The organism is Streptomyces sp. KL2, from assembly GCF_046529545.1.
Classification (GTDB): domain Bacteria; phylum Actinomycetota; class Actinomycetes; order Streptomycetales; family Streptomycetaceae; genus Streptomyces; species Streptomyces radiopugnans.
Genome location: NZ_CP127170.1, coordinates 1,146,999 through 1,169,451, shown reverse-complemented (window position 1 = coordinate 1,169,451; position 22,453 = coordinate 1,146,999). Strand labels below are relative to the sequence as shown.

The following is a 22,453-nucleotide window of genomic DNA, read 5'->3' as shown; positions in this document are numbered from 1 at the left end:
CGGGGGTCAGTCCCGGCCCATGGCCGAGGCGATCATCTCCGAGACGTGCACGATGCGGTATCCGCGCTCCCGCAGCTCCGGGACGATCCGGCGGACGGCCTTCTCCGTGACCGGCGCCTTCTCGCGGTCGCAGTGCAGCACCACCACCGAACCGGGCCTGATGTCCTTCAGCACCCGCTCGGCCACCTTCCCGGGATCCTTCTCCCCGGCGTCCGGCGCCACGACGTCGCCGGCCACCGCGGTCACCCCCGCCGGGGCGACGGCCCGCCGGGAGCGGTCGTCGAAGCAGCCCCCGGGGAAGCGGAAGTAGGGCGTCAGGTTCTTCACCCCCGCCGCACGGATGGCTTTCTGCCCCTTGCGCACGTCCGCGAGCTGCTTGTCGGACGAGAGCGCGGGGAGGTCGCGGCAGTCGCGGGTGAAGGCGCGGTGGGAGTGGGAGAGGTTGCCGACCTCGAACAGGTCGTCACGGCCGATGGAGCGCGCCTGGTGCTTGTAGGTCTGCGCCCACAGGCCCGACATGAAGACGGTCGCGGGCACCTTCTCGCGGCGCAGCGCGGCGATCAGCCCGGGGTTGTCGTGGCGCTTGCCGTCCCCCTCGGCGCGCTCGCGGTCCTCGGCGGACAGGGCGGCGTCGAAGGTCAGCGCCACCACCTTGTCCCCCTTGTCGCCGCTCTTCTCGGTCTTCTCCGCCTTCTCGGCCTTCTCGGCTTTCTCCGTCTTCTCGGCGTTCTCGCTCTTCTCCCGCTTCTCGCGGTTCTCGCCGTCCTCCTCGGCCTTCTCCTCCCCGCGGGCGTCCCGCGGGGCCTCGGTGCGCGGGCCGTGCCGGAAGACGGGCACACGGCCGCTGATGGAGGCGGGCAGGGTGGCGTACCGGCCGGAGGACGACGCGTCCCGGTCGTCGCCCTCGGGGCGGGAGACGGAGGAGCGGGGGGAGGCGGAGAAGTCGCCCTTCCCGGAGGTCTTCTCCTCCGACTCCTGCCCCGATCCCTCACCGGCTTCCTCCGAAGCGGCCGGTGAGGAGGGCGCGGCCGGGGAGGCGCCGGCCCGGGTGGTATCGCCACCCGGGCCCGCGCAGCCCGCCGCCGCGGCGGCGACCAGGGCGAGAGCGGTCAGGGGACGGGCGGTACGGCGCACGGAGACGGTCATGATCGGAACGTAACGACGTTCCCGGGCGACCGCTCGGGATGCTGCTCTTGTCGGACTACCGCCACCCCCGGCCCGGGTGACACCCGGCCGGGTGGCGGCGCGTCGGCTTCGCCCCCGGCCCGCGCACCGGCCCGCGTGTCAGGTCGCGCGCCAGTAGCCCAGCGCGTGCACCCTGTCCTTCGGCACGCCGAGCTCCTTGCGCGCGTACGAGGCGAGGGCGCGGGTCGTGGCGGTGTCGCAGGCGATCCAGACGTAGGGGGCCGGCTCGTCCTCCAGCAGTTTCGGCAGGGCCGCGGTCACCTCGGTCACCAGATGGGCGCCGGAGTCCCGGCGCGGGATCCACCGCGCCTCGCGCGGGCCGGGCCCGAGCCGCAGCGGCAGTCCGGCGTCCTGCGGATGCGCGGTTTCGAGCCAGACGGTCGCGGGCGTGCCGGGGAAGGCGTCCAGCAGCGAGTTGACCGCCGGCAGGGACGCCGGGTCGCCGACGGCCAGGAGCCGGGAGGGCTCGGGCGACGGCGCGGTGAACCCCGTGCCCTGGACGGTGGCCTCGATCGTGTCGCCCGGCCGCGCGCCGCGCGCCCAGTCGCAGGCGATGCCCTCGTGCAGCGCGAACTCCAGGGCGAACGTCCCGGCGGCGGGGTCGGGATCGACCAGGGTGTAGGCGCGCTGGTGCGGTTTGCCCCCGCTCCCGAACCAGAGGCGGACCCACATCGTCGGGTGGACGCCGGTCGAGGCGAGCATCCCGCCGTCCGTCATCCGGATCCTCCGATAGTGCTCGGTGACCTGTTCGGTTCCGGTCACGGTGAACTCGAAGTCCCTGCCCCGCAGCAGTCTGAGGACCACACCCTCCCAGCCATGCCCCACGGTCTCTCCTCCCCGGTCCCGGGGTGTCCCCGGACAGCCGCCACTTTGGTTAGGTTAGCCTAACCTAAAGATCGGGGGGTGCTCGCGGCGCCCCCTGCTCCGACCTGCCCGACCCCGTCCCCCTTCGGAGATAACGTGTCCAGACCCACCGGCGCCACCGCCGTCCCGACCGCCCCCGGCACCCCCGACGCCCCGCGCGGACCTGTCCACGAGCGGACCGTCGAGGGCTTCGGGACCCTGCGGATCACCCCCGTGGACCCCGAGCGCGACGCCGTCGTGATCCACGGCTGGGTCACCGGGGAGCGCGCCGCGTTCTGGGGGATGGGCGGGATGGACGTCCGGGAGGTCCGCGAGGTCTACGCCCACATGGACGCCCTCGCCACCCACCACGCCTTCCTCGTCCGCCGCGACGGAGAGCCCGTCGCGCTTCTCCAGACGTACGACCCCGCCGAGGACCGGGTGGGGCTGTGCTACGAGGTCCGGCCCGGCGACGTCGGGGCACACCTGCTGCTCGCCCCCGCCGCGGACGCCGGCGAGCCGGGGTTCACCGGCCGCCTGGCGTCCGCGATCCTGGAGTACCTGCTGGCCGACCCGGACTGCCGCCGGATCGTCGTCGAGCCGGACGCCCGCAACGGGAAGGCGATCGCGCGCATGCTGCGCACCGGGTTCGAGCAGGGGCCCGAGGTGGTGCTCCCCGCGGTCGAGCTGCCGGAGGTCAGCCTCCCCGAGAAGCGCGCCCGGCTGGCCTTCCTGCCGCGGGAGGCGGCAGCCGGCTGACCCCTGGCCGGTGCGGTCCCGCCGGCCTCAGTGGCGCCACGGCCCGGTGACGGCGAACGTGGTCCCCGGTTCGTAGCAGTTGACGTACATGGTGCGGCGGTCGGGCGAGAAGGTGACGCCCGCGAACTCGCCGTACTCCGGCTCCCGCGCGGTGCCGGTGTTCTGGGCGTTGCGCGCCAGGGCGTAGATCTCGCCGTGGCGCGTGAGGCCGTAGACGTGCTGGGCGCCACCGCCGTCCTCGCAGAGCATCAGACCGCCGCCCGGGGCGAGGCAGATGTTGTCCGGCGACTCGCCGGGGGTGTCCACACCGGTGTCCGGCCCGAAGATCACCGCCAGCGTCAGCCGGCGGCGGCCCGGCTCGTACCGCCACACCTGGCCGAAGTGGTCGGCCGCCGAGCCCTCGGAGCTGCGCGCGTAGCTGGAGACGAAGTACACCGCGCCCTCGCCCCGGTGGCTGCCCCAGTAGCAGCCCTCCAGCTTCTGCGCGTGGGTGGCGCCGCCGCGGCCGAAGTCCTGCAGGCGGATGGGCGTCCGCTTCGCCAGCGGATCGGGCACCGGCAGCCACTCGACGCCGTCGAAGTGCGTGCCCGGCTCGGTCACGGCCGACAGGTCGGGGACGCCGGGTACCCGCATGGCCTCCAGCCTCCCGCCCGCGCGCAGCGAGTCGAAGCCGCCGCGGGGCCGGTGCGGCAGGAAGCGGTAGAACAGGCCGAAGGGGTGGTCGAAGGCGTCCTCGGTCTCGTAGACCACGCCCTCGCGGGGGTCGACGGCGATGGCCTCGTGCTGGAAGCGGCCCATCGCGGTCAGCGGTTCGGGGACGGTGCGGTGGCCGGGCCGCAGGCCGACCTCGAAGATGAAGCCGTGGTCCCTGGTGTACCCGTTGGTGCCGGCCTTGTCCTCGGTCTCCTCGCAGGTCAGCCAGGTGCCCCAGGGGGTCGGGCCGCCCGCGCAGTTCACCGCGGTGCCCGCGATGCCCACCCGCTCGTCCAGTACGCGGTCGCTGCCGGAGAGTTCCAGCACGGTGCAGCCGCCCATGCCCTGCGGGTCGTACGTCAGCCCGCGCACGGCGGGGACGCGGCGGGGGGCGTTGTGGCGGTTCTCGTGGTTGCGCACCAGCTGTACGTGCCCGGGACGCGGACCGGGCAGGGCGGTCATGCCGTCGTGGTTGCCGGGGACCGGGCCCTGGCCCGAGAGCATGGGTTCACCCTCGCGCGACAGCACCCGGTAGCGGAAACCTTTCGGCAGGTCGAGCAGGCCGTCTGGGTCGGGCACGAGGGGGCCGTACCCGCCCCGGCCGCCGGCCGGGGCGGCGTGGGCGGCGTCCGTACCGGCGAACAGCTCGGAGAGGGATCCGGCGAAGGCGACCCCCGCCCCGACGGCGGCGGCACTTCCCAGGACCCGGCGTCGCGTTGCTGACATGGGCGACTCCCTGCTGGCGGACAGGTTGATGACCCGGTTGTGTGTACCACGCTGCCCGCTCGGCGGGAACCAGGCGCGGCACGGACGGGTCCCGTCCGTGCCGCGCCGCGACCCTCCCGGCGTACGGATCCGGCCGTTTCCGGGAGACCGGCTCCGCCGTCGCACCCCGCCGTCGCACCCCGCCGTCGCGCCCCGCCGTCGCGCCCCGCCGCCGGGGCCCTGCTTCCGCCGGGCCCCGGCGCGGTGGGGCGCCGCCTCCGTCAGGCCCCGTCCCCGCCGCTCTCCCCGGTCAGGCGCCGCGCGTCGCGGGCGAGCGCGGTGAGCCGGGATATCGCCCGGAAGTACTTCTTGCGGTAGCCGCCCCTGAGCATGTCCTCCCCGAAGAGCCGGTCGAACGGCACCCCGGAGGCGAGCACCGGCACCTCGCGGTCGTAGAGCCGGTCGGCCAGAACCACCAGGCGAAGCGCGGTGGACTGATCGGGCACCGGCCGGACATCCGTGAGGCAGACCGCCTCCACGCCGTCGCACAGCGCGCCGTAGCGGCTGGGGTGCACCCGGGAGAGGTGGTCCAGGAGGGAGGGGAAGTGGTCGAGGGAGGCGCCGGGCGTGCGGTGCGCGGCGGCGGTCACCGCGTCGTCGCCGGCCGGCGGCGGGGCCTCGGGCAGACCGCGGTGGCGGTAGTCCTCGCCGTCGATGCGCAGCGTGCGGAAGTGCGCCGACAGGCCCTGGATCTCCCGCAGGAAGTCGGCGGCGGCGAACCGGCCCTCGCCGAGCTTGCCGGGCAGGGTGTTGGAGGTGGCCGCCAGCGCCACGCCCTCCTCGACCAGACGGCTCAGCAGGGTGGAGACCAGCACGGTGTCGCCCGGGTCGTCCAGCTCGAACTCGTCGATGCACAGCAGCCGGTGCCCGCCGAGCGTGGCCACCGTCTGCTGGAAGCCGAGCGCGCCCACCAGATTGGTCAGCTCCACGAACGTGCCGAACGCCTTGCGCTCGGGCGGGGCGTCGGTGGCGTGCCACAGAGAGGCCAGCAGATGGGTCTTGCCGACGCCGTAGCCGCCGTCGAGGTACACCCCGCGCGGCCCGGACGGCGCCGCCTGCCGCCCGCCGCGGCGGAACCAGCGCCGGATGACGCCGCCCTCGCCGTCCGCCCGCTCCCCGCCGAGCCCGTCCGCGAAGCCGCTCAGCACCTTCACCGCCTCGGACTGGCTGGGCTGGGACGGGTCGGGGATGTAGTTGTCGAAGCGCACCGAGTCGAAGCGCGGCGGCGGCACCATCTCCGCGACCAGCCGGTCGGCCGGGACGTGCGGCTCGCGGGCGCACAGGGACAGCGGGGCGGCGGCGTCGCCGGCCGCCGGACGCTTCGGTCCGGCGTTCGGGTCGGGCTTCTGGGCGGGAGAGGACGACACCCTTATCACTGTACGTGGCGTGGCGGGGCACGAAACACGCCGGTGGCACGTGCCACACTGCGCCGTATGCGACGCCTGTTCCCCCCTTTCGACTACCCCGCGGCACCCACGGCCCCCGGACGGCGGGAGCCGTCGTCAGCCGACCGGCCCTGGACGCTCGAGGAGATCGCCGACGCGTACGCCTACCCCGCCGCGACGGCCGGGGAGACCGGGGAGACCGGGGAGGCCGCGCGGCCCTGGCTGCGCGGCAACATGGTCGCCTCCCTCGACGGCGCCGCCCACCACGGCGGACGCTCCCAGCCGCTGTCCTCGGACGCCGACATGCGGATCTTCGGGGTGCTGCGCGCCCTGGCGGACGCCGTGGTCGTCGGCGCCGAGACGGTACGCCGGGAGGGGTACCGGCCGGCCCGCCGCCGCGAGGCGTTCGCCGCCCGGCGCGAGGCCGCCGGGCAGGGGCCGGCCCCGGCCATCGCGGTCGTCAGCGCGAGTCTGGACCTGGACTTCTCCCTGCCGCTGTTCACCGAGCCGCTGGTGCCCACCCTCGTGCTCACCGGCGCCGCCGCCCCGGCCGGCCGCCAGGAGGCGGCGCGCGAGGCGGGTGCGGTGGTGTTGCACGCGGGGGAGGGCGCCGAGGTGGACCCGGCGCGGGTGCCCGGCCTGCTGGCCGGGCACGGCCACACCCGTCTGCTCACCGAGGGCGGGCCGCGCCTGCTGGGCCGTTTCGCGGCCGCCGGCGTCCTGGACGAGCTGTGCCTGACCGTCTCCCCCCGGATCACGGCGGGGAACGCGGCGCGGATCCTGGACGGCCCCGGCTTCGAGACCCCCGTGGAGTACGAGCTGACCTCCCTGCTGGAGGAGGACGGGTTCCTCTTCTCGCGCTACCGCCGCCCCCGCGAGGCGGTTCGGAAATGACCGGATCTGTTTGTCTGCGCCAACAAGGTGTGACGTGCACAGAATGAGATACGCAGAGTGAAATGTGCAGTCCCGCACCAGAGCGGGACGGGATAGTCGTCGTACGGGTCGCCGACCCGTCAGGAGGAAGGGCACCTGCCGTGTTCACGTCCGTACTGATGATCGAGAAGCCGCTGGTGCCCACCGATGTCGAACTCGTCACCACGCTCCACGGCGACGAGCCCGTCTCGTTCGTCGTGCTCATGCAGCCGCGCGGCGACCAAGACCGGCTGCTGCGCGCCCTGGACGACGTGGCGCTCGGCGAGCTGGACGACGCCGTCCGCGAGGCCACCGGGCGCGACGACGAGGAGGAGGACCGGTCCGACAGCCCGGTCTCCCCGGCCGAACGGGCGCTGGAGCACTCGCTGGGCGCGCTGCGCGCGGCGGGGGCCGAGGCCGTCGGCCAGATCGTCCAGGACCACCCCCTGGACCTGCTCACCTCGGTGGTGGAGGAGACGGGCGCCGACGAGGTGATCGTGCTGACCGCGCCGCACCTGGTGGAGGAGTTCTTCCACCGCGACTGGGCCTCCCGCGCCCGCCACAAGGTCGGCGTCCCCGTGCTCAAGCTGTTCGCCCACGGCGAGTAGGGCGAGCAGACCGGGCGGGCGGGGGCCGGGGCAGCCTCCGGGCGCACCGGCCCCGGTGCGCCGCCGCACGCCGTCCGCGGGCACCCGGCCCGCTCGCATAGGCTGGGGCCGGGTGCCCGCGGACGGCGCGCGCGGCCCGGCCGCACCGCCGTACGGACACCCCGGAACCCTCCCGGGTCCCGGGTCCCCCTGGGTCCCCCGGGACCCTCCAGGACACGACACCGGCGGACACACCGCCCGGAGCACCCTTCGAAAGGACACCGCATGGCGCCCGGCCTGCCGACCGCGATGGAACGACCGCACTTCATCGGCATCGGCGGAGCCGGAATGTCCGGCATCGCGAAGATCCTCGCCCAGCGCGGCGCGAAGGTCGCGGGCAGCGACGCCAGGGAGTCCGCTACCGCCGAGGCGCTGCGCGCCCTCGGGGCCACCGTCCACATCGGCCACGCCGCCGGCCACCTCGCCGCCGACGCCACCGCCGTCGTCGTCTCCAGCGCCATCCGCGACGACAACCCCGAGCTGGCCGCCGCCCGCGAGCGCGGCGTGCCCGTGGTGCACCGCTCCGACGCGCTGGCCGCCCTCATGGAGGGCCTGCGCCCCATCGCCGTCGCCGGCACCCACGGCAAGACGACCACCACCTCGATGCTCGCCGTCGCCCTGGACGCGATGGGCCTGGACCCCTCGTACGCCATCGGCGGCGACCTCGACGGCCCCGGCACCAACGCCCGCCACGGCGGCGGGGAGATCTTCGTCGCCGAGGCCGACGAGAGCGACCGCAGCTTCCACAAGTACGCCCCCGAGGTGGCGATCGTCCTCAACGTGGAGCTGGACCACCACGCCAACTACGCCTCGATGGAGGAGATCCACGAGTCGTTCCTGACCTTCGCCGGCCGCGTCCGCCCCGGCGGCACCCTGGTGGTCGGCGCCGATCACGAGGGCGCCCGCGAGTTCACCGCCCGCCTGCGCGCCCGCGGCGCCGGGGACCTGCGGATCACCACCTACGGCGAGGCCGAGGACGCCGACGTACGGATCGCCAAGGTCCTTCCGCAGGGACTGGCCAGCGAGGTCACCGCCGTCCTCGACGGCACGCAGCACACCTTCACCGTCTCCGTCCCCGGCCGCCACTACGCCCACAACGCCGTCGCCGCCCTGGCCGCCGGAGCGGCGCTGGGCGTCCCGGCCGGCGCCCTGGCCGCGGCGCTGGCCTCCTACACCGGCGTCAACCGCCGGCTCCAGCCCAAGGGCGAGGCGCGCGGGGTGCGGGTCATCGACTCCTACGCCCACCACCCCACCGAGATGACCGCCGACATCGAGGCCATCCGGGGCGCCGCCGCGGGCGGCCGGGTGCTGGTCCTCTTCCAGCCGCACCTGTTCAGCCGCACCCGGGAGCTGGGAGCGGAGATGGGGCAGGCGCTGGCGCTGGCCGACTCCTCGGTCGTCCTGGACATCTACCCGGCCCGCGAGGACCCGATCCCGGGCGTCACCAGCGCCGTCATCACCGACGCGGCCCTGGCCGCGGGCGCGCAGGTGCGGCCCGAGTCCGACAAGAGGGCCGCCGCGGCCCTGATCGCCGGAATGGCCGAGCCCGGCGATCTCGTTCTCACCATGGGAGCGGGCGACGTCACCGAACTCGGCGCGACGGTGCTGGAGCGGCTGGCCGCCCGCCCGGCGAACTGAGGAGGCACCCATGGGTTACGAGATCGACAAGAGCGAGGAGCAGTGGCGGCAGGAGCTCAGCCCCGCCGAGTACCACGTGCTGCGCGAGGCGGGCACCGAGCCGGCCTTCACCGGTGAGTACAACCACACCAAGACCACCGGCGTCTACCAGTGCCGCGCCTGCGGGGCCGAGCTGTTCCGCTCCGACACCAAGTTCGAGTCCCACTGCGGCTGGCCCAGCTTCTTCGACCCGGCCGACTCCTCGGCCGTCGAGCTGCTGGAGGACCGCTCCCACGGCATGGTCCGCACCGAGGTGCGCTGTGCGCGCTGCGGCTCCCACCTGGGCCACGTCTTCCGCGGCGAGGGCTACCCGACCCCGACGGACGAGCGCTACTGCATCAACTCCATCTCCCTGAAGCTCGTGCCCGAGGAGGGCTGACCGGCACCACCGGCGCCCCGCGCGCCGCGCCGCCCTCCGGCACCCCGCCGCGCCCGCCCTCCGGGCCCCGCGAGGTCCGGAGGGCCGAACGCGGCACCCCGCCGCCGCGCCCGGCGCGGACGGGCGGATGATGGCGGCCATGTACCAGACGCTGCTGCCCTTCCTGGGCGCCTGCCTGCTGATCGCCGCCTCCCCGGGGCCGAGCACCGTCCTGATCATCCGCCGGTCGCTGATCGGCCACCGGCACGGCATGGCGACGGTCCTCGGCAACGAGACCGGGGTCTTCGTGTGGGGCGTTGTGGCCGCCTTCGGCCTCACCGCGCTGCTGGCCGCCTCCCAGCTCGCCTACGACGCGCTGCGCGTGGTGGGCGCGGTGGTCCTGGTGGTCTTCGGCCTCCAGGCGCTGCGCGCCGCCCGGCGGACGCGGGGCGCGGCGGTGGCGGACGGCGGCGAGCCCGCGTCCGCACCCGCACCCGCACCCGTACGGGAGTCGGCGTGGCGGTCGTACCGGGCCGGTCTCGCCCTCAACCTCGCCAACCCCAAGGCCGCGGTCTTCGCCCTGTCCTTCCTGCCGCAGTTCGTCCCCGCCGGGGCCCCGCAACTGCCCGCGATGGTGGCGCTGGCGGCGGTGTGGGCGCTCTTCGAGACCGGCTACTACGCCTGCTACGTGTGGGGCGTGGGCCGGATGCGGCGCCTGATCGACCGCGCGGCCGTACGCCGCCGCCTGGAGCAGGTCTCCGGCGGCGTGCTGATAGCCCTGGGCCTGCGGATGGCACTGGAGGGCTGACAGCGCATCCCGTGCCCGGCCCCGAGCGGCGGCCGGGCACGGCCCGGCGGCCCGGCCGGACTACCGCAGCACCGCCGCCGAGTGCGGGCCCAGCCGCAGCAGGCCGTCGCCCTCGGGGGCCTCGCACTCGCCCCAGGAGGCCAGCTCGGCGGCGGTGTGCACCGACAGGGGGATCTCGGCGGTGCCCTCCTCGGCCAGGTTCACCGCCACGTGCAGCCCGCCGTGGCGCATGCACAGCCAGCGCCGCTCCTCGTCGTAGGCGACATGGACGTCCACCAGCCGGGTGCGGGGCGAGACGTGGGCGCGGCGCAGCGCGATGAGCGCGCGGTGCCAGGCGAGCAGGCCGGCGTGCGGCTCGCGGTGCGGCTCGTCCCAGTCCAGGCAGGAGCGCAGCCGGGTGGCGGGGTCCTGCGGGTCCGGCACGTCCGCCTCCGACCAGCCGTGCGCGGCGAACTCCCGCCGCCGCCCCCGCCGTACCGCCTCGGCCAGTTCCGGGTCCTGGTGGTCGGTGAAGTACTGCCAGGGGGTGCGAGCCCCCCACTCCTCGCCCATGAACAGCATCGGCGTGTACGGCCCGCACAGCACCAGCGCCGCCGCGCAGGCCGCCAGGCCGGGGGAGAGGTGGGAGGCCAGCCGGTCGCCCCGGGCCCGGTTGCCGATCTGGTCGTGCGTCTGGGCGTAGGCGACGAAGCGGTGCGCCTCGGCGGCGGTGCGGTCCACCGCCAGGCCGTGGCGGCGGCCCCGGAAGGAGGAGTAGGTGCCGTCGTGGAAGAACGCCCCGGTCAGCGACTTGGCCAGGGCCGCCAGCGGTGCGCGGGCGAAGTCGGCGTAGTAGCCCTGCGCCTCACCGGTCAGCGCGGTGTGCAGGGCGTGGTGGATGTCGTCGTCCCACTGGGCGTCCAGGCCCAGCCCGTGCTCCCCGCGCGGCGCGGTGGTGCGCGGGTCGTTGCGGTCGGACTCGGCGATCAGGAACAGCGGACGCTCCAGCTCGGCCGACAGGGCGTCCACGGCCGCCGACAGCTCGGCCAGGAAGTGCTCGGCCCGCTCGTCGATCAGCGCGTGCACCGCGTCCAGCCGCAGCCCGTCCAGCCGGTGGTCGCGCAGGAAGGCCAGCGCGCTGCCGATGAAGTACGCGCGCACCTCGTCCGAACCGGGCGCGTCCAGGTTGACCGCCGAGCCCCACGGGGTGTGGTGCCGCTCGGTGAAGTACGGGCCGAACTCCGGCAGCCGGTTGCCCGACGGGCCCAGGTGGTTGTGGACCACGTCCAGGACCACGCCCAGCCCGTGGCCGTGCGCGGCGTCCACGAAGCGCTTGAGACCCTCGGGCCCGCCGTAGGGCTCGTGCACCGCCCAGGGCGCCACACCGTCGTAGCCCCAGCCGTGGGTGCCGGGGAAGGGGCTGACGGGCATCAGCTCGACGTGGGTGACGCCGAGGTCGGCCAGATGGCCCAGCCGGCCGGCCGCCGCGTCGAAGGTCCCGGCCTCGGTGAAGGTGCCGACGTGCAGCTCGTACAGGACCGCGCCGTCCAGGCCGCGCCCCTCCCAGTCGTGCCGCCAGACGTACGCCCCCTGGTCCACCACCGCGGCGAGCCCGTCGGGGCCGTCGGGCAGCCGGCGGGCGCGGGGGTCGGGCAGCACGGGCCCGTCGTCGACGGAGAAGCCGTAGCGGGTCCCGTGCCCGGCGGACGCCTCGGCCCGCCACCACCCCTCGCGCTCCGGGTCGCGGTGCATGGGATGCTCCTCGTCCCCCGCGTGCAGCGCGACCCGTCGCGCCTGCGGCGCCCACACCTCGAACAACACCGGAGATCTCCTTCGGCCGACGGCACCTCAGGGCTCCAGCATGCCCGCTTTGGTGCGTGTCAGCCCATGCAGACGCGGCGCTGCACCACCGGATACCCGGCTCGGGCGAAGTGGGCGGCCATCGGGGTGTTGCCCGCATCGGTGGCCGCCGCGACCGCCCCGGCCCCCTCGGCGGCGAGCTGACGGGTGCACTCCACCAGCAGGTCGTAGGCGTATCCGCGGCCGCGCTGCTCGGGCACCACCCCGATGAACCCGACGCAGGGGCCGGACGGGTTGCGCGCCGGTACCTGAAGGCCCACCAGCTCGCCCCGCGGCGTGTACGCCAGCCGCCACCAGTCGCGCGGCGAGGGGCACCAGCGGAAGAAGTCCAGCTCCTCCCGCGCCGCCTGCTCCACACCGCCGGCGGCGATCGCGCGGCGGGCGTGTACGTCCAGGGTGGCCGAGTGGATGCGGCGCAGCACCTCCAGGACCGCCTCGTCGCCTTCCGGCACCGGGCGGAACTCCAGGCGGCCGGGGCGCTCGGGCAGCCCGCACTGCGGGGTCCACACATAGCGCAGGCGCTCCACCAGGAACGCGTACCCGGCGGCCTCCGCCGCCGAGATCCGGGCCTCGGCGGCGGCCCGCACCTCGTCCCGGCCGCGCCAGTCGGGCGGCAGTATCAACTCGTACTCGGCGCGCAGCGGAACGCGCCGCAGCAGATCCACCGCGGCGTCGCGGTCGGTGAAGTCGAACGAGTCGAGCACGACCGGCTCGGTGTCGCCGGGCCCGCCCCAGAAGGCGGCGCGCGCGACCACCTCACCGTCGCGCAGGGCCACCCAGGTCCACTCGGGACGGTACTCGCCGCCCTCGGCGACGGTGGCGTACGGCCGCCCCAGCAGGGAGCGGCCGAGCAGGGACGCGGTCGGATCGGGCAGGGAGGTGAACAGCTCGCGCGCCTCGCCCTCGGCGAGCGCGCGGACGACCGTGGAGGTCATGATGTGGTTCCTTCGCGGAAGACGCGGACACCGCCGCGCTCCCGGTCAGGGAAGGAACGCCCGGCGGACGGGGCGGGAGCGCGTGACGGCAGGGGTACGTACGGCGTGCACGGCTCTCACCTCCTCTTCCGGTCCAGGGGCGTGACGGCACCGTAGCCCGGCGGACCGGCGGGCGTCCACACGTTTCCCGGCCTCCCGCCGGGCCGCTCCACGGCCGTGGGGCCCGGCCCGGGTGACGGGAGGGCGGGAGACCGTAGGCCGGGCCCCGGCAAGCCCGGGTCCGCCGCGCGGCCCCGCCCGGGGTCCTCGCCCGGAGCGGGCTGGACAGCCCCGGCGCGGGTCCGCAGAATGACGGGTCATGGCATCTGCGGAGTCCCGGGCGGTCCCGCCGCGTCCGTCGGACGAGGACCGGGAACGGGCCATGGAGCTGCTGCGCGAGAGCGCGGTCGCCGGCCGCGTGTCGCACCGGACGTTCGAGCACCGGATGGAGCTGCTCCTCACCGCGCGCCGCTTCGACGAGATCGAGGCGGCGGTGCACGATCTGCGCCCCCTGCCGCCGGAGCCGGCCCTCATCAGGTTCGTCGGCGCGGTCTCGGCGCTGCCCGGCCGGCTGCGGCGGGCCTGGCGGACGGCCCGGCTGCCGGAGCTGATGCTGCCCGCGCCCGGCCCGTATCCGATGAGCATCGGCCGCGCGCCCGGTTCGGTGCTGCGGCTCAACGACGAGACGGTGTCCCGGACGCACGCCCAGCTGCACAGCTCGGCGCGGGGTTGGACACTGCGCGATCTGGGTTCCTCCAACGGCACCTGGGTCAACGGCCGCCGGGTGACCGGATCGGTGAGCGTGCGTCCGGGGGACCATGTGCGGTTCGGGCAGGTCGGCTTCCGCCTCGGCAGTCGCTGACCCGCCCTCACCGGATGCCCGTGGAAGGCGGGTGCCGTGGCTCAGCGCGGCATGCAGTGCGGTGCGGAGGGCCCGCCCGCTCCGCCGTTCACCACGTAGCCGAAGGTCGCCGACCTCCCCGGTTCCAGGGTCGAGCCCTGCAGGCTCTGGGCGTAGACGTTGGCGCCGTCGTAGGTGGGTGTGGCGTTCCACAGGCTGTCCACCCGCTGGCCGGAGGCCAGTTCGAAGTGGACGGTCCAGCCGCGCAGGACCGTGTCACCGCGGTTGGTGACGGTCACCTCGCCCTGGTGGCCGCTGCCCCAGTCGTTGACCTTGCGGATGACGGCGGCGCAGGAGGCCGTGCCCGGGTCGGTGGGCTCCTCGCCCGGGCCGCCCGGGCCCTCGCCGCCGTCCGTACCGGGGAAGACCACCTCGCCGTTGCCGCCGTCGAAGACGACGTCGGAGCAGCTGTAGAAGGTCTCGTTGCTGTCCGAGCGCGACCACACCATGTAGATGATGTGGCGGCCGCTCTTGTTCGCCGGGAGGGCGCTGGTCCAGGTGTACTTGCCGTCGATCGTGCCGACCGAGCCGGACAGCTGCGGGTCGGTCACCGAGGCGAAGGGCCGGTCCTCAAGGTCGTCCCAGCCCAGCGGCCGGTTCGGGTCGTAGCCGTCCTTGGTGACGTAGAGGTGGAAGGTGCCCGGGTGGGCGGCCCACGCGTTGTAGGCGAACCGCATCTGGGCGCCGGAGGTCAGCCGGGTGTACGGCCAGTCGGAGCGCGGCTGGTTGAAGGCGGTGAAGTCGTACGGGCCGCCGGTGCCGCCGCTGCACAGCTGGCCGTCGGGGATGAAGCCCTTGGTGCGCCCGGCGCCGTCGGAGCGGAGTACGGCGAACCAGTTGTAGAACGGGGTGGACCCGCCCTGGTCGAGGGCGGCCCTGCAGGCCGGGTTGTCCGGCTGGAGCGCGCCGGAGGAGGTGTGCGCGTTCTCCCAGCACAGGTAGGTGCGGCTGCCCGGGTTCATGGGGGCGCCGTGCGCCTGTGCCTCGCCCGCGGGGAGGAGGAACACCAGGCACAGGGCCGGCAGCGCGGCCAGCAACGTCAGCAGGGCGCCTCTGCGGGGGCGGCTCGGACTTGGTGTGGACATGCCATTCATGACGGGCGTGCCGCCTAAGCGTGATGTCATCGTGCCGGAGGTCCCTTCAAGCACGTGTGGGGGTGGGGCTGCAATCGATGGGAGCGCTCCCATCTCCGGTGAAGGTAGCGCGGGGCCCGACGTGTGTAAATGCTCCGTTCACATCACGACGGAAATTCCCTACCGAGGGGCCGCGCGGCCGAGGGGGCGGCGCACCGCCACCGCGAAGTCCGGCGCCTCGCGGCGTGCCCTCAGCCGCGCACCAGCAGCGCCACCGGCCGCTCGGCCAGCAGTTCCGCCAGCTTCACGCTCCCCTCCGCCTCCCGGCCGCCCAGCAGATCCCGCCACCGCCCCGGCGGCAGCTCCAGAGCGGTCTCCCGCCAGCCGCCCGCACCGGCCAGCCGCAGCGAGAGCCGCGTCGCGACGCAGACCACCGCACCCGAGCGCGCGTACGCCACGCAGTGCCGGGCCGCCGGACCGGCGGCCCGCAGCGGCTCGTACGACGCCGACGCGCCGAACCACGCCGGGTGTTCCCGCCGCAGCCGCAGCGCCGCCTCGGTCAGGGCCCGCTTCTCCTCGGGCAGGGACTCCGGCAGCCAGGCCGCGGCCTCCTCCCGGGCCTCGGCGGTCTCCTCCGGCACGCCCGTGCGGAAGGGCGGGAAGTCCGGCAACCGCCGGTTGTCCGGATCGACCAGCGCGGCGTACACCCGCTCGGTGCCCATGTAGAGGTCCGGCACGCCCGGCATGGTCAGGTGCAGCAGCGCCGCGCCGAGCACGTTGGCCCGCACCGGCCGGGCCAGCTCCCGCGCGAAGGCGGCCACCGTGTACAGCGGCGGCCCGCCCGGCCCCGCCACCGCGAAGCGCTCGACGGCCTCCTCGTACGCCGCGTCCCGCTCCGTCCACGTCGTGCGCAGCCCCGCCTCCCGCACCGCCTTCAGCAGCGCGGGCACCAGCCGCTCCTGGTAGGGGAAGCCCATGCCGTACGCCGTCTGCCAGGCCACCCACGCCACATGGCGGTCCGGGGCCTCCGCGCCGGAGGCGCGCAGCGTCTCGTGCGTCACCCGGTCCAGCAGCTCCGCCCACCGCTCCGGGCACTCGGTCAGCACCGCCAGCGCCGCCCGCACGTCCGCGCTGCGCTTGGTGTCGTGCGTGGACAGCACGGTGCCGGTGGCCGGCCAGTCGCGCTGGAGGCGGGCGCAGTACGCGTGGAACTCCTCCGGGGCCACCTGCGGGCTCCCCGGGTCCCCGCCCACCTCGGCGGCCGACAGCAGCGGCGCGTAGCGGTAGAAGGCGGTGTCCTCCTCCGACTTGGCCCGCAGAGCCGCGCAGACCTGTGCGAACCGCGCGCAGAAGTCCCGCTGGGCCCCGCCGTCCCCCAGCTGCCCCAGCGCCAGGTCCCGCACCACGTCCACCGCCGCGGCCTCCTCCGGCACCGCGAACGCCGCCCGCGCGCCCTCGGCGGCCTCCTCCAGCATCGCCCGGTCCTCCGCGCCCACCGGGCCGCCCGCGGTGACGTACGGCCGGTACACCGGCACCCGCACCAGCACCTCCTCGATCGCGGTGCGCAGCGCCCAGGGCGCGTGGTCGCGCAACGCCAGACCGGGGGCGGCCTCGCACACGGCGGCGGCGGCGCGGGTCAGCCGCCCGACCTCGGCGGCCAGGTCGTGGGCGACCACCTCCCGGGCGGCCCGCCGCACGGTCGGCCCCCACTCGCCGCCCAGGTCCGGCGCGGCGCCGGTGAAGCCGCGGTAGACGGCGGCCAGCTCCGCCAGCCCGTCCGGGTCGACGAAGAGGCCGTCGACGTGGTGCAGCGCGTCGTATCCGGTCGTCCCGGCCACCGGCCAGGACACCGGCAGCCGCTCGCGGGGGCCGAGGATCTTCTCCACCACCGTCCAGGCGCCGCCGGTCTCCTCCTCCAGCCGCAGCAGGTACGCGCCCGGATCGGCCAGTCCGTCCGGGTGGTCGACCCGCAGGCCGTGGACCACGCCCTCGCGCAGCAGCCGCAGCACGCACGCGTGGGTGGCGGCGAAGACCTCCGGCTCCTCCACGCGCACCCCGATCAGATCGGCGATGGTGAAGAAGCGCCGGTAGTTCAGCTCGGTGCGGGCCAGCCGCCACCAGGCCAGCCGGTAGTGCTGGGCGTCCAGCAGCTCGGGCAGCGGCAGGTGCTCGGTGCCCTCGCGCAGCGGGAAGCGGTGGTCGTGGTACGCCAGGACGCCGCCCTTGACCGACAGCGCACCCAGCTCCTCGCCCAGCCGCCCGCCCAGCACCGGCAGCAGCACGCGCCCGCCGCCCGCCTCCCAGTCGATGTCGAACCAGCGCGCGTACGGCGAGGCGGGGCCCTCGCGCAGCACCTCCCACAGCGCCTCGTTGAGCCGTTCGGGGACGGGGACGCCCATGTGGTTGGGGACGATGTCCACCACGATGCCCATGCCGTGCTCCCGTGCGGCGCGCGACAGCGACCGCAGCCCCTCCTCGCCGCCCAGCTCCTCGCGGACCCGGGCGTGCCCGGTCACGTCGTAGCCGTGGGCGGAGCCGGGGGCGGCCTCCAGCACCGGGGACAGGTGCAGGTGCGAGATACCGAGCGAGGCCAGGTACGGCACGGCCTTCTCGGCGGCGGAGAACGGGAAGCCGGGCTGGAGCTGGAGCCGGTAGGTGGCGGTCGGCACGGCGGGCGGGAGCGGCGCCGACGGCGCGGCGGACGCGGAAGGGGGCTGAGGGGACATGTGGTGCATGTTCCCTCCGGGTGCCCGCCGAACCCGCCGCCTGTCGGGCGACGCCCCCGCCCGGGGGAGGCGTGCCGGACCGGCCGCGGGGGCGTACCGGGCAGGTCAGGCGGACCAGGCGGTTCAGGCGGGGCGCTGGAGCACCGTCAGACTGCGGTCCACCAGGGTGATCCGGGAACCCGCCTTCACCATGGGGCCGGTGCCCGGCGGCACCCCGTCCTCCCGCGAGGTGTCCACCACGACCTGCCACTCCCGCCCGTGGTCCGCCGGCACGGTGAACTTGCGCGGGGTCGGCTGCGCGTTGAACATCAGCAGGAAGGAGTCGTCGGTGATCCGCTCGCCGCGCTCGCCGGGTTCGGAGATCGCGTTGCCGTTGAGGAACACCGTCAGCGCCCTGGCCTGGGCCTCCTGCCAGTCCCGCTGGGTCATCTCCTCGCCCTCGGGCGTGAACCAGGCGATGTCGGACAGCTCGTCGTGGGTGCCCTCCACCGGCCGCCCGTGGAAGAAGCGGCGCCGGCGGAAGGCCGGGTGGTCGCGGCGCAACCCCACCATGGCCTGCACGAACTCGCACAGCGGATGCTTCTCGCCCGCCTTGGGCCAGTGCACCCAGGACAGTTCGCTGTCCTGGCAGTAGGCGTTGTTGTTGCCCTTCTGCGTGCGGGCGAACTCGTCGCCGTGGGAGAGCATCGGCACGCCCTGGGAGAGCAGCAGGGTGGCGATGAAGTTGCGCATCTGCCGGCCCCGCAGGGCCAGGACGTCCTCGTCGTCCGTGGCCCCCTCCACCCCGCAGTTCCACGAGCGGTTGTGGCTCTCGCCGTCCCGGTTGCCCTCGCCGTTGGCCTCGTTGTGCTTGTCGTTGTACGACACCAGGTCGTGCAGGGTGAAGCCGTCGTGGCAGGTGACGAAGTTGATCGAGGCCAGCGGGCGGCGCCCGTCGTCCTGGTACAGGTCGGAGGAGCCGGTCAGCCGGGAGGCGAACTCCGCGAGCGTGCGCGGCTCGCCCCGCCACAGGTCCCGCACGGTGTCGCGGTAGCGGCCGTTCCACTCCGTCCACAGCGGCGGGAAGTTCCCCACCTGGTAGCCGCCCTCGCCCACGTCCCAGGGCTCGGCGATCAGCTTCACCTGGCTGACCACCGGATCCTGCTGCACCAGGTCGAAGAACGACGACAGCCGGTCCACCTCGTGGAACTGGCGGGCCAGGGTGGCCGCCAGGTCGAAGCGGAAGCCGTCCACGTGCATCTCGGTGACCCAGTAGCGCAGCGAGTCCATGATCAGCTGCAGGACGTGCGGGGAGCGCATCAGCAGCGAGTTGCCGGTGCCGGTGGTGTCCATGTAGTACCGGGGGTCGTCGGTGAGCCGGTAGTACGAGGCGTTGTCCAGGCCCCGGAAGGACAGGGTCGGCCCCAGGTGGTTGCCCTCGGCGGTGTGGTTGTAGACCACGTCGAGGATGACCTCGATCCCGGCCTGGTGCAGCGCCTTGACCGCCTGCTTGAACTCCAGCACCTGCTGGCCCCGGTCGCCCCAGGAGGCGTAGGCGTTGTGCGGGGCGAAGAAGCCGATGGTGTTGTAGCCCCAGTAGTTCGCCAGCCCGGCGTCGGCCAGCCGGTGGTCGGTGACGAACTGGTGGACCGGCATCAGCTCCAGCGCGGTCACCCCCAGCCTCGTCAGGTGCTCGATGATCGCCGGGTGGCCCAGTGCCGCGTAGGTGCCGCGCAGGTCCTCGGGCAGCTCCGGATGGAGCATGGTCAGGCCCTTGACGTGCGCCTCGTAGATGACCGTCTGGTGGTAGTCGGTGCGCGGGGGCCGGTCGTCGCCCCAGTCGAAGTAGGGGTTGACCACCACCGACGCCATGGTGTGCGGGGCGGAGTCCAGGTCGTTGCGCCGTTCGGGTTCGTCGAAGTGGTAGCCGTAGACCGCCTCGTCCCAGTCGATGGCGCCGCTCATCGCCCTGGCGTAGGGGTCCAGCAGCAGCTTGGCGCTGTTGCAGCGCTTGCCCTTCTCCGGTTCGTACGGCCCGTGCACGCGGAAGCCGTAGCGCTGGCCGGGCATGACGCCCGGCAGGTAGGCGTGCCGCACGAACGCGTCGGACTCGCGCAGCTCGATCGCCGTCTCCGACCCGTCGTCGTGCAGCAGGCACAGCTCGATGCGCTCCGCCGCCTCCGAGAACACGGCGAAGTTCGTCCCGGCCCCGTCGTACGTGGCGCCGAGGGGATAAGCCCGTCCAGGCCAGACCTGCATGTCGACTCTTCCTGTCGCGGTCTCTACCCGTTACCCGTTTTCGCTGCATCCTTGCGCAGTACTGGTGCGGGAGGCGGCCACCGGCTGGGCACAGCATCCATCTTCCCCCGGATGAGCGTACGGGCAAAGGAACTTGGTGGCGGGATACTGCTGCATCCCCTCCCGGGAGGGCAGTAGGCTCCTTGATCGAACAGCAGGTCCGGAAGGCGGTGCACAGGTGGGCTCGGGAGGGCTTGAGCTCCCCTCGGGGGACGGGGGCGGCGAGAGCGGTGCCGCCGGGGCGCCCGGAGCGGTGCCGCCCGGCACGGTCTCCCTGGCCCGGCCGATGGAGATCGGCGCCGATCTGGCCTGGGGCGCGGAGGAGTGGGCCGAGGTGCGGCTGCGCGCCCAGCGGGCGGGACGGGCCTACATCTGGCTCAACCTCGTCGAGCAGCGGCTGCGCGCCGTGGTCGCGGCGGTGCTGCGGCCGATCTACGAGCCGGTGCACGGCGAGGAGTGGGTCGTGGCCGCGGCCGGCCCGACCGGGCAGGAGTGGGTCCAGCGGGCCGCGGCCGTACGCGAGGTCAGCCGCCGCAAGGGCTATCTGCTCGACCCGGCCGACGACACCCTGCTGTCCTTCCTCACCCTGCCGCAGCTGCGCGAGCTGGTGGTGCAGCACTGGCCCTGCTTCGAGCCCTACTTCGACGGGCGGCGCGAGCTGGAGCTGGCACTGGACGAGCTGGAGGTCGCCCGCAGCGCGGTGGCGCGCAACCGCGCGCTGTCCCCGGCCGTCCTCGCCCAGGCCGAGCGGATCTCGGCCAGGCTGCTGGACCTGCTGGGCGCCGGCCGCGACATCCCCTCCGCCCACCGGCTGCCGGTGGACGCGGTGGAGGAGCTGGTCGGCGACCGCTTCGCCGACGTCGTCGGCGTCCACCCGGACCGGGTGCGCCTGCAGCGCCAGCTCCCGGCCGAGGACCTGTTCGGCGGAGCGCGCCGGCTGGACGCCATCGGCATAGGCCTGAACCTGCTGGTCCAGAACTACTCCGGGCGCCGTCTGGTGCGGCTGGCCGAGTCCGGCTGCCGGGTGCGGCTGCTCTTCCTCAACCCGGCCAGCAGCGCGGTGCGCCGCCGGGAGCGGGAGCTGGGGCTGAAGAAGGGCGAGCTGAGCCGTTCGGTGGAGATGAACATCCTCCACATGCGGCGGGTGCGCTCCCGGCTGCGGGACGCCGACGCCTTCCAGATCCACGTCTTCGACGAGACCCCGCGCTTCACCGCCTACCTCGTGGACGGCGACGGGCCGGACGGCATAGCGGTGGTCCAGTCCTACCTGCGCCGCATCCGGGGGATGGAGGCGCCGGTCTTCGTGCTGCGCGGCGGCGGCCGGGACATCATCCAGGGAGGAGCCCGGGCGGGCGCCCCCGGCGGGAGCCCGCCGGCGGAGGGCGCCGAGGGCGGGCTGTTCCACCTCTACCGGGAGGAGATGGAGTCGGTGTGGGCCGACTCCCGGCCGGTGTCCTGACCGGCCCCGGCCGCAGCCGGCGCATGGTCACCAGGCTGCTGGAGACGGTGTCCCGACTTCTCGGAGGCACCCCGGCCGGGGTGCCTCCGAGAGGGCCGGGAGCAGAGGCGGGTCACTCGTCCTTGAGGACGTCCTTGCCCTTCTCCTTGGCCTGGCGGGCGTTTCCCTTGGCCTCCTGGAGACGCCCCTCGCCGGCCTTGTCGGCATCGCCGGTGGCGCGCCCGGCCTTCTTCTTCGCCCGGCCGATCGCCTGTTCGGCCTTGGCCCTGGCCTTGTCCGCGGCGCTCATACCGTGGTCACTTCCTTTCGGAATGCCCTGTAAGTCGTTTTCCGGCTACCCGGAGGTACCACAGGGAAACCCGGCCGCCCTCACGCGCCGACGGGCACGCTCGCGCGCCCGGCCCACCGGACCAGCGCCTCGTCGTAGCGCCGTGCCATCAGGCGGGCCAGCTCCGGGGCGTCGCCCAGCACCGGCGCCAGCAGGTCCGCGCCCGCCTCGCGGGCGCCGGCGGCGATGCGGTCCGGGAGGAAGCCGGGCGCGACGACGTACGGGGCGACGGCCACCCGCCGCGCCCCCCGCGCGCGCAGCTCCCGCACCGCATCCGCGGTGCGGGGAAGGGATGCGGAGGCGAACGCGGGCCGCACGGCACACCAACCGGAGATGTGCCGCCACTCCCGCGCGATATCTGCGATCACCGCGATCGCCTCCGGGTCGGAGGAGCCCGCCGAGGCCAGGACGACCCCGGTCGAGCGTTCGTCGCCGGGCCGCAGCCCGGCCTCGCGCAGCCGCCGCTCCAGGGCGGCCGTCAGCAGCCGGTCCGGGCCCAGGACGTCGGCCTGGTGCACCGCCAGCCGCGGCAGCCGCGACACCGCCTCGCCCAGCACCGCGGGGATGTCGGCCTTGGCGTGGAAGGCGCGGGTGAGCAGCAGCGGCAGGGCCACCACACGCCGTACGCCGTCGGCGTGGAGACGGGCGAGCACCTGCGGCACCGAGGGGGCGTTGAAGTCCAGATGGCCCACCTCGACCCGCAGTTCCGGGCGCAGCCCGCGCAGCCGGGCGCACAGCGCGGCCACGGTCGCCGCGTGGCGCGGGTCGCGGCTGCCGTGCGCGACGACCAGCAGGGCGGGACGGCCACAGGGGGCCGGGGGGTGGAGGGCGCGCACGGGCCGGC

General features: G+C 74.6%; 19 protein-coding genes. 8 read left to right on the top strand and 11 right to left on the bottom strand.

All coding sequences use genetic code 11. From position 1 onward, the window contains the following. Positions 1-6: 6 nt before the first annotated feature. Both QPK52_RS05355 and QPK52_RS05350 read right to left on the bottom strand, forming a co-directional pair. Positions 7-1,146 carry a polysaccharide deacetylase family protein gene (locus QPK52_RS05355; RefSeq protein WP_410535873.1) on the bottom strand — a complete coding sequence of 380 codons (1,140 nt, stop codon included), beginning with the start codon at positions 1,144-1,146 and terminating at the stop codon, positions 7-9. A 138-nt stretch (positions 1,147-1,284) separates the two neighbouring features. Continuing rightward, positions 1,285-2,010: a siderophore-interacting protein gene (locus QPK52_RS05350; RefSeq protein WP_410535872.1), complete on the bottom strand. Its 726-nt coding sequence runs from the start codon at positions 2,008-2,010 to the stop codon at positions 1,285-1,287. A 135-nt stretch (positions 2,011-2,145) separates the two neighbouring features. Here QPK52_RS05350 and QPK52_RS05345 point away from each other — a divergent pair, with 135 nt between their 5' ends. Beyond that, positions 2,146-2,787: a GNAT family N-acetyltransferase gene (locus QPK52_RS05345; protein ID WP_410535871.1), complete on the top strand. Its 642-nt coding sequence runs from the start codon at positions 2,146-2,148 to the stop codon at positions 2,785-2,787. Between the two features lie 27 nt (positions 2,788-2,814). Here QPK52_RS05345 and QPK52_RS05340 read toward each other — a convergent pair whose 3' ends face one another. Then, a complete protein-coding gene (locus QPK52_RS05340) occupies positions 2,815-4,206 on the bottom strand; it encodes an alkaline phosphatase PhoX (RefSeq protein ID WP_410535870.1) in 1,392 nt (463 codons plus the stop codon). A gap of 260 nt (positions 4,207-4,466) precedes the next feature. Beyond that, positions 4,467-5,534: a cell division protein ZapE gene (zapE, locus tag QPK52_RS05335; RefSeq protein ID WP_410540216.1), complete on the bottom strand. Its 1,068-nt coding sequence runs from the start codon at positions 5,532-5,534 to the stop codon at positions 4,467-4,469. Positions 5,535-5,678: 144 nt separating this feature from the next. On the opposite strand from zapE, the gene QPK52_RS05330 reads away from it, so the two are divergent. From QPK52_RS05330 to QPK52_RS05310, 5 genes are all read left to right on the top strand, one after another. Beyond that, on the top strand, positions 5,679-6,524 hold the full coding sequence (locus tag QPK52_RS05330; RefSeq protein ID WP_410535869.1) for a pyrimidine reductase family protein: 846 nt from the start codon (positions 5,679-5,681) through the stop codon (positions 6,522-6,524). 140 nt (positions 6,525-6,664) lie between these two features. Further along, positions 6,665-7,150 carry an indole-3-glycerol phosphate synthase gene (locus QPK52_RS05325; protein WP_093660168.1) on the top strand — a complete coding sequence of 162 codons (486 nt, stop codon included), beginning with the start codon at positions 6,665-6,667 and terminating at the stop codon, positions 7,148-7,150. Positions 7,151-7,414: 264 nt separating this feature from the next. Next, positions 7,415-8,827, top strand: coding sequence for a UDP-N-acetylmuramate--L-alanine ligase (gene murC / locus QPK52_RS05320; protein ID WP_410535868.1), 1,413 nt, complete (start codon positions 7,415-7,417; stop codon positions 8,825-8,827). A gap of 10 nt (positions 8,828-8,837) precedes the next feature. Then, positions 8,838-9,245, top strand: a complete 408-nt coding sequence (gene msrB, locus QPK52_RS05315; protein ID WP_410535867.1) for a peptide-methionine (R)-S-oxide reductase MsrB — start codon at positions 8,838-8,840, stop codon at positions 9,243-9,245. A 139-nt stretch (positions 9,246-9,384) separates the two neighbouring features. Beyond that, the gene (locus QPK52_RS05310; RefSeq protein WP_410535866.1) at positions 9,385-10,032 is read left to right on the top strand and encodes a LysE family translocator; all 648 of its coding nucleotides are present in this window, start codon (positions 9,385-9,387) and stop codon (positions 10,030-10,032) included. 60 nt (positions 10,033-10,092) lie between these two features. Here QPK52_RS05310 and treZ read toward each other — a convergent pair whose 3' ends face one another. Next, a complete protein-coding gene (gene treZ / locus QPK52_RS05305) occupies positions 10,093-11,832 on the bottom strand; it encodes a malto-oligosyltrehalose trehalohydrolase (protein ID WP_410535865.1) in 1,740 nt (579 codons plus the stop codon). Between the two features lie 59 nt (positions 11,833-11,891). Beyond that, the gene (locus QPK52_RS05300; RefSeq protein WP_410535864.1) at positions 11,892-12,806 is read right to left on the bottom strand and encodes a GNAT family N-acetyltransferase; all 915 of its coding nucleotides are present in this window, start codon (positions 12,804-12,806) and stop codon (positions 11,892-11,894) included. Between the two features lie 358 nt (positions 12,807-13,164). Here QPK52_RS05300 and QPK52_RS05295 point away from each other — a divergent pair, with 358 nt between their 5' ends. Then, complete coding sequence (locus QPK52_RS05295; protein ID WP_410535863.1) at positions 13,165-13,707, top strand: FHA domain-containing protein; 543 nt, start codon at positions 13,165-13,167, stop codon at positions 13,705-13,707. 41 nt (positions 13,708-13,748) lie between these two features. On the opposite strand, the gene QPK52_RS05290 is transcribed toward QPK52_RS05295, so the two are convergent. The 3 genes from QPK52_RS05290 to glgX form a co-directional block, all read right to left on the bottom strand. Then, entirely contained in the window at positions 13,749-14,831 is a 1,083-nt protein-coding gene (locus QPK52_RS05290; RefSeq protein WP_410535862.1) for a lytic polysaccharide monooxygenase, read from the bottom strand. Positions 14,832-15,070: 239 nt separating this feature from the next. Beyond that, the gene (gene treY, locus QPK52_RS05285) at positions 15,071-17,545 is read right to left on the bottom strand and encodes a malto-oligosyltrehalose synthase (protein WP_410535861.1); all 2,475 of its coding nucleotides are present in this window, start codon (positions 17,543-17,545) and stop codon (positions 15,071-15,073) included. 123 nt (positions 17,546-17,668) lie between these two features. Further along, complete coding sequence (gene glgX, locus QPK52_RS05280; protein WP_410535860.1) at positions 17,669-19,783, bottom strand: glycogen debranching protein GlgX; 2,115 nt, start codon at positions 19,781-19,783, stop codon at positions 17,669-17,671. A gap of 217 nt (positions 19,784-20,000) precedes the next feature. Here glgX and QPK52_RS05275 point away from each other — a divergent pair, with 217 nt between their 5' ends. After that, positions 20,001-21,281 carry an SAV2148 family HEPN domain-containing protein gene (locus QPK52_RS05275; RefSeq protein ID WP_410535859.1) on the top strand — a complete coding sequence of 427 codons (1,281 nt, stop codon included), beginning with the start codon at positions 20,001-20,003 and terminating at the stop codon, positions 21,279-21,281. A gap of 112 nt (positions 21,282-21,393) precedes the next feature. On the opposite strand, the gene QPK52_RS05270 is transcribed toward QPK52_RS05275, so the two are convergent. Then, entirely contained in the window at positions 21,394-21,570 is a 177-nt protein-coding gene (locus QPK52_RS05270) for a CsbD family protein (protein ID WP_410535858.1), read from the bottom strand. An 80-nt stretch (positions 21,571-21,650) separates the two neighbouring features. Continuing rightward, a complete protein-coding gene (locus QPK52_RS05265; protein WP_410535857.1) occupies positions 21,651-22,445 on the bottom strand; it encodes a sirohydrochlorin chelatase in 795 nt (264 codons plus the stop codon). Between the last annotated feature and the right edge of the window lie 8 nt (positions 22,446-22,453).